This window comes from Mucilaginibacter sp. (genome assembly GCF_036383575.1).
Lineage (GTDB): Bacteria > Bacteroidota > Bacteroidia > Sphingobacteriales > Sphingobacteriaceae > Mucilaginibacter.
This window is the reverse complement of sequence record NZ_DASVOB010000787.1, coordinates 1-5,927: the sequence shown is the minus strand read 5'-3', so window position 1 is coordinate 5,927 and position 5,927 is coordinate 1. Positions and strand designations below refer to the sequence as shown.

At 42.4% G+C, this 5,927-nt stretch carries 4 protein-coding genes and 1 pseudogene; 4 read left to right on the top strand and 1 reads right to left on the bottom strand.

The genetic code is table 11. The annotated features are described in order from the left end of the window. The 4 genes and pseudogenes from VF500_RS28025 to VF500_RS28010 form a co-directional block, all read left to right on the top strand. The coding region (locus VF500_RS28025; protein WP_330862820.1) for an NUDIX hydrolase at positions 1-560 on the top strand (560 nt) is incomplete at its 5' end. A gap of 4 nt (positions 561-564) precedes the next feature. Next, a pseudogene (locus VF500_RS28020) lies at positions 565-1,983 on the top strand (nicotinate phosphoribosyltransferase). Positions 1,984-2,032: 49 nt separating this feature from the next. Then, positions 2,033-2,935 carry a ribose-phosphate diphosphokinase gene (locus VF500_RS28015; protein ID WP_330862819.1) on the top strand — a complete coding sequence of 301 codons (903 nt, stop codon included), beginning with the start codon at positions 2,033-2,035 and terminating at the stop codon, positions 2,933-2,935. Between the two features lie 135 nt (positions 2,936-3,070). After that, entirely contained in the window at positions 3,071-5,530 is a 2,460-nt protein-coding gene (locus VF500_RS28010) for an HD domain-containing protein (RefSeq protein WP_330862818.1), read from the top strand. A 27-nt stretch (positions 5,531-5,557) separates the two neighbouring features. On the opposite strand, the gene VF500_RS28005 is transcribed toward VF500_RS28010, so the two are convergent. Continuing rightward, a partial coding sequence (locus VF500_RS28005; RefSeq protein WP_330862817.1) for an MFS transporter occupies positions 5,558-5,927 on the bottom strand: 370 nt, incomplete at its 5' end.

Sequence of the window (5,927 nt, the reverse complement as noted above, 5' to 3'; positions counted from 1 at the left end):
GGTTTGCAACCATCGAGCTTCCCGAGCATGGCGACTACAACGCCACTGAGCTGCGTAAACAATACGCCGATAAGGTTTTCGACTCAAACGATTTCCGTGCAGGCATTCTATATGCTTACTATAACCAATACCCAAAGATATACCCTACTGTTGATGTAGCACTGTTCAGGAATAACCGCAGCGAGATCTTGTTGGGCAAAAAGGCCATCAACAATAAATGGCGTTTTGTAGGCGGTTTCTCTGATCCGGAAGACGGCTGCTACGAAGATGCCGCCGAACGCGAGCTTGCCGAAGAATGCGGCGAAATGCAAACCACAGCCATGCAGTATGAAACATCGGCCAAAATAAACGACTGGCGCTACCGCAGCGAGGCCGATAAGATCATTACCCTACTGTTTAGCTGCGATTTTATTGGCGGAGAGCCAAAGGCCCAGGATGATATTGCCGACCTGGCCTGGTTTAAACTTACCGACCTGCCTTTAATGATAAAAGACGGCTCCATTAGCGAAGAACACATTGAATTGTTTAATTTCATCACCGGCAAATACCTTAAAAACTAAAGCCATGAAAAGGGAAAATCTGATTCTTTTAGCCGACGCATATAAATACGCCCACCATAAATTTTACTACCCCGGCACCACCAATATTTACAGTTACCTGGAAAGTCGCGGTGGTATGTTCAACGAAACCGTTTTTTTCGGTCTGCAATATATTTTGAAGGAATACCTGCAGGGGCCTGCCTTTAACCAGGTTGACCTTGACGAAGCCGATGAATTTTTGAAACAGGTTTTCGGTCGTGATGATGTGTTTGATTGTAGCAAATTTCAGTACATACTGGATAAATACAACGGTCATCTGCCGGTACGTATCAAAGCTGTGGCCGAAGGTACCAGCGTACCCACCGGCAACGTGCTCATGACCATCGAAAACACCGACCCGGAATGTTACTGGCTCACCAACTTCCTTGAAACCCTGCTGATGCAGGTTTGGTACCCTTGTACCGTGGCTACACTCAGCCACGAGGTTAAAAAAGTAGTTACCCAATACTACGAAGAAACTGCCACGCCCGAAGCTTTCGGCGGGATTAGTTTTGTGCTGAATGATTTTGGTTTCCGCGGGGTGAGCAGCGTGGAGAGTGCCAAACTGGGCGGATCTGCCCACCTGCTCAGCTTTGCAGGCAGCGATAACCTGGCGGGTTCTGGCATGGCTATTAAATACTAACATGCGCAAAAAGTACACGGACTAAGCATTCCGGCTACTGAGCATAGCATTTGCACCCTGCTTGGGCAGGAAGGTGAATTGGAAATATTTAAACACGTTCTGCGCAGCTTCCCTACAGGCGTTATTGCCTGCGTGAGCGATAGCTTTAACATTTTCCGCGCCTGCAGCGAATACTGGGGCGAAGATTTGAAAGAAGAGATCCTGAAACGCGACGGAACACTGGTGATCCGCCCCGACAGTGGCGACCCGGTAATGACCCTTTTAGAAATTTTTAAAATCCTGTTTGATAAATTTGGCTTTACTACCAATGCCAAAGGGTATAAAGTGCTGCCTCCGCAGGTTAGGGTGATCCAGGGTGATGGGGTTAATTATACCGAGATCGGCGCGATTTACAAAGCCCTTAAAGAAAACGGCATCAGCGCCGAAAACCTGGTGCTGGGTATGGGTGGGGCATTACTGCAAAAGGTTGATCGTGATACCCAGAAATTTGCCCTGAAATGCAGCAGCGCGGTGATTGATGGCAAAGAAGTAGCCGTTGAAAAACACCCAACCGAAATGGATGTCAACGGCAATATTACCACAAGCTTTAAAAAAAGCAAAGGCGGAAGGCTTAAGTTGGTAAAAACGACAGAAGGGTATAAAACCATTCATGAATACGAACATCCCGAACTGGCCGACCAGCTCCAAACCGTTTTCGAGAACGGCCATATCGTTAAAGATTTTACTTTTGACCAAGTGATTAATACCTTGCAGCACCAATAAACCACGTAAACAAAAAAGCTTTATGCATTCTGCTTTAAGCTCTTATATAATGAAGAAACTACTTTTTGCCATAACCGGTTATGAATACCTTGCCGAAAAAGTGCTTGCCCTCGGTCATTGTGAACGCGGAGAAATTGAAGTAAGCTACTTTACCGACGGCGAACGCTACCAACGCATCCTCTCCAATGTGGAAGGCAGGGAGGTGTTGCTGATCGGCGGCACAGTGAATGATAGCGCAACGCTCGAACTGTATGACCTTGCCTCCTCACTGGTGAGCTACGGGGCCGATTCGCTTACGCTGGTGATCCCCTACTTTGGTTACAGCACAATGGAACGTGCCGTTAAACCCGGCGAAATTGTAACTGCCAAAACCCGCGCCCGCCTGCTCTCGGCCATCCCCAAATCAAACCGGGGCAACAAGGTAATGCTGTTCGACCTGCATAGCGAAGGCATCCAGTACTATTTTGAGCAGGACCTGTACCCGGTACATGTGTACTGCAAGGACATTGTAATTGAAGCAGCCACCCGATACGGCGGCGACAATTTTGTGATGGCCAGCACCGATGCAGGCCGCGCCAAATGGGTTGAGTCATTAGCTAACGACATGGGTGTAAATGCCGCCTTCATCCTCAAACGCCGCCTAAAAGGCGACCAAACCGAAGTAAGCGCCATCAACGCCGACGTAGCCGGTAAAACGGTTATTATTTATGACGATATGATCCGCTCGGGCGGCAGCATCGTAAACGCCGCCCTGACCTATAAAAATGCCGGTGCCGGTGATATTTACGTGATCACCACGCACGGCCTATTTGTGAACGATGGCATTGGGAAGTTAAAAGCCTGCGGGGCTATTAAAAAATTGATATGTACGGATACCCATGTGAATTATAAGGATTTGGAAGGAGATGATTTTGTGGAGGTGAGGACTGTGGCGGAGTTGATTTGTGGGTGAGGGGGAAATTATGATTGCTTGCTATCGTTTTGTACATAAATCATTTAATTATAAAAGAATGTCAAGAAATTAATATAGCAATTCCATAGAACTATTTTATTATTCTTAAGTTTCAGCCCTTTAGTTTTTATAACCATGCACCATTCACAACCTCATTTCCCAGAAGACGATTATTTAGAAGAAATAACAGCAAGGTTAAATAAAAGTGTTATTTATAACTTATTTGTTAACCGGTGCGAATTAAACGCGGACCCAGCAGGTCCCGCTGCTTTGACACTTGTAAATAAAGCAATAAACTATTCATATCATCGACACAAATTGGTAATAAGACATATGGGGGAATATACACTTCATGACTCTGAACACTTGTTTCGATTGTTACATTTAGCATCTTTAATAATACCAGAAACAACATTAAAAGAACTATCCAACCCTGAACTTATGCTCTTAATCTTGAGCATTTTCTTTCATGACATAGGTATGGCACCGTCAGAAAATACTGTCAGGAATTGGCTGGGAATTTTAGATGTTGATATTGAACCGACTTATGAGGACACTTTGGAACAAGAAGAATTTCTAAGATTTGTTGCTGGCCGTGAAATTGAAAAAAACAAAATCGACAATTATCGAAAACAAGAACAATATGCCAATGCCGATAACATAATGCGATTTTTAGTTTCAGAATATATTCGAATAACTCACGCCGATCGAGCGATTGAAATTATAAAAAAAGACTGGAACGGGAAATTTGAGTATCGCGACCTAAATTTAACTCCCTTATTGGCGACATTGTGTCGTAGTCATAATGAAGATGGGATCAAATTACTCGAGCTTGAAAATTTAAAACCCGTTGGCCAGGGGACTTATATATGCTTACCTTTTTTGGGAGCAATATTGAGACTGACTGATATATTAGATTTCGATTCGAAAAGAACGCCTGATGTACTTTACTCTCAATTGTTTATCAAAGATCCTACATCCATAAGAGAGTGGAAAAAACATAGGGCTATAAAAAATTGGACAATTTCCGCACATACTATAAGTTTCTCTGCCGAATGTAGTCATCCTGCAATCCAACACAGTATTCTACAATTTTGCAAGATGATTGACTATGAATTAAAATCATGTTCAACTATTTTGCATAACCTTCATAGTAACGATATAAAGCCATTTCCAACTTACTATCAAATATCCTTACCCCCAAAGGTTGACACTAATCATGTAAGACCGGAATTGGATTTAGAAGGTAAATTCATATATACATATAGAGAAAGTGCTTTTAAATTGAATAATCGACAGATAATCGAATTATTGATGGGTACAAAATTATATGGGCAACCTGACGTGGCTTTAAGGGAGCTTTTACAGAACTCCATCGATACTTGTCTGTTAAGAAGTAAACTGGAAAAAAAATGGGGCAATAATTCATATCAACCCAAAATAGTTGTTAGTTTTTTTAAAAAAGACAATGATTTTGTTCTCGAAGTTACCGACAATGGATGTGGAATGGATCAACACATTATAGATAATTTCTATTCTAATATTGGCAGTTCTTATTATAAATCAAGTGAATTTCTCGAATTGAAATCATCTCTTAATAGTGATTACACTCCAATATCAAGATTTGGCATCGGTATTCTATCCTATTTCATGATTACTGACAATATTCAAGTACAAACACGTCGAGTTTATGAAAATTACAACTATGGTGTTCCTCTGCACATAACGATTGAAGGACAAGAAAGTATTTTCTTTATTAAACCAGGGACAATTCAAGTACCCGGTACCAAAACAACTCTAATCTTACATAAAAATAACCCTTGGAAAAAATCGCCCCCAGATGGGATAATAAATTACATAAAAAACATTATACCTTACCCACCTTTTGATATCGAAATCAATGTCGAAAATCAAAATACAATTCATTCACTTATTAAACCAGATGAAATAGATCTTTCTCAATTAAAAACCAACTATAGTGAACCACATCCTAACTTAACTACCTTATCTATAATATTAGACGGAGAACAGGGTATATCAGGGAAATGTGATGTAATCTTGATTGAAGAAAATGGGTTACCACAAAAAAGTATAGATTTTTTATCCGATAAAATTGAGATTAGAGGAGAATCTATTCAGTTTAAATCGAAAATTAAAATTTCGGAAAATTCGATTGATTTCACTTACGACAGAATTGACACATTAAATTTGAATGGCCCTGTAAAATTAGATACTGGATATTCGGTACTACGTGAATCGCGTTCAAAAATCGCACTTCATGGAATAGATCTACCTGTTTCTTTATTTGCAAGTTGGCAAGGAGATACTTATAAACGTGCAAAAATTCACTGGCCATTATGTTTTCATATGGATGTCAACATAGATAAGTCCTTGGATATAAATCTTAATTCCGCCAGGAACGAAATCCTTATAGATGACAAATGGTTTTACTTTGAAGAGTTATTAGCAAAGCTTTTGCTTACAGGTATAAAAAGCAAAGTAAGCGGCGATTACTGGAAAGAGTTAGCCAAAATAATTACGGAAACGGCAGGCTCAAAAGATCAACTTTTCTTAAGGAGCCTAAATTCAATTTGAGTAAATTAAACAAGGCTTTTAAATAAACTACATCAACAACACCTTCCACCGCAAGCCGAGGATGAAGATCGCCGTGGCGCGGGCGCGCTCGCGCGCCGGAAACCAGAGGCTGATGTAATAGATCATGCCGGGAAAGAAGCCCGCCTCGGCGACGCCGAGCAGGAAGCGCATCACGTAGAAGGACAGCGGGCCCTCGACCCAGGCCATCCCGGCCGCGATCAGTCCCCAGGTGATCATGATGCGGGCGATCCAGCGGCGCGCGCCGACCCGATGCAGGATCAGGTTGCTGGGCACCTCGAACAGGAAGTAGCCGATGAAGAACAGCCCGGCGCCGAGCCCGAACACGGTCTCCGAGAACTGCAGGTCCTGCGCCATCTGGAGCTTGGCAAAGCCCACG

Coding starts and splice junctions, on each gene's coding strand:
- VF500_RS28015 (WP_330862819.1), top strand. CDS start 2,033: ATGAAGAAACTACTTTTTGCCATAACCGGTTATGAATACCTTGCCGAA.
- VF500_RS28010 (WP_330862818.1), top strand. CDS start 3,071: ATGCACCATTCACAACCTCATTTCCCAGAAGACGATTATTTAGAAGAA.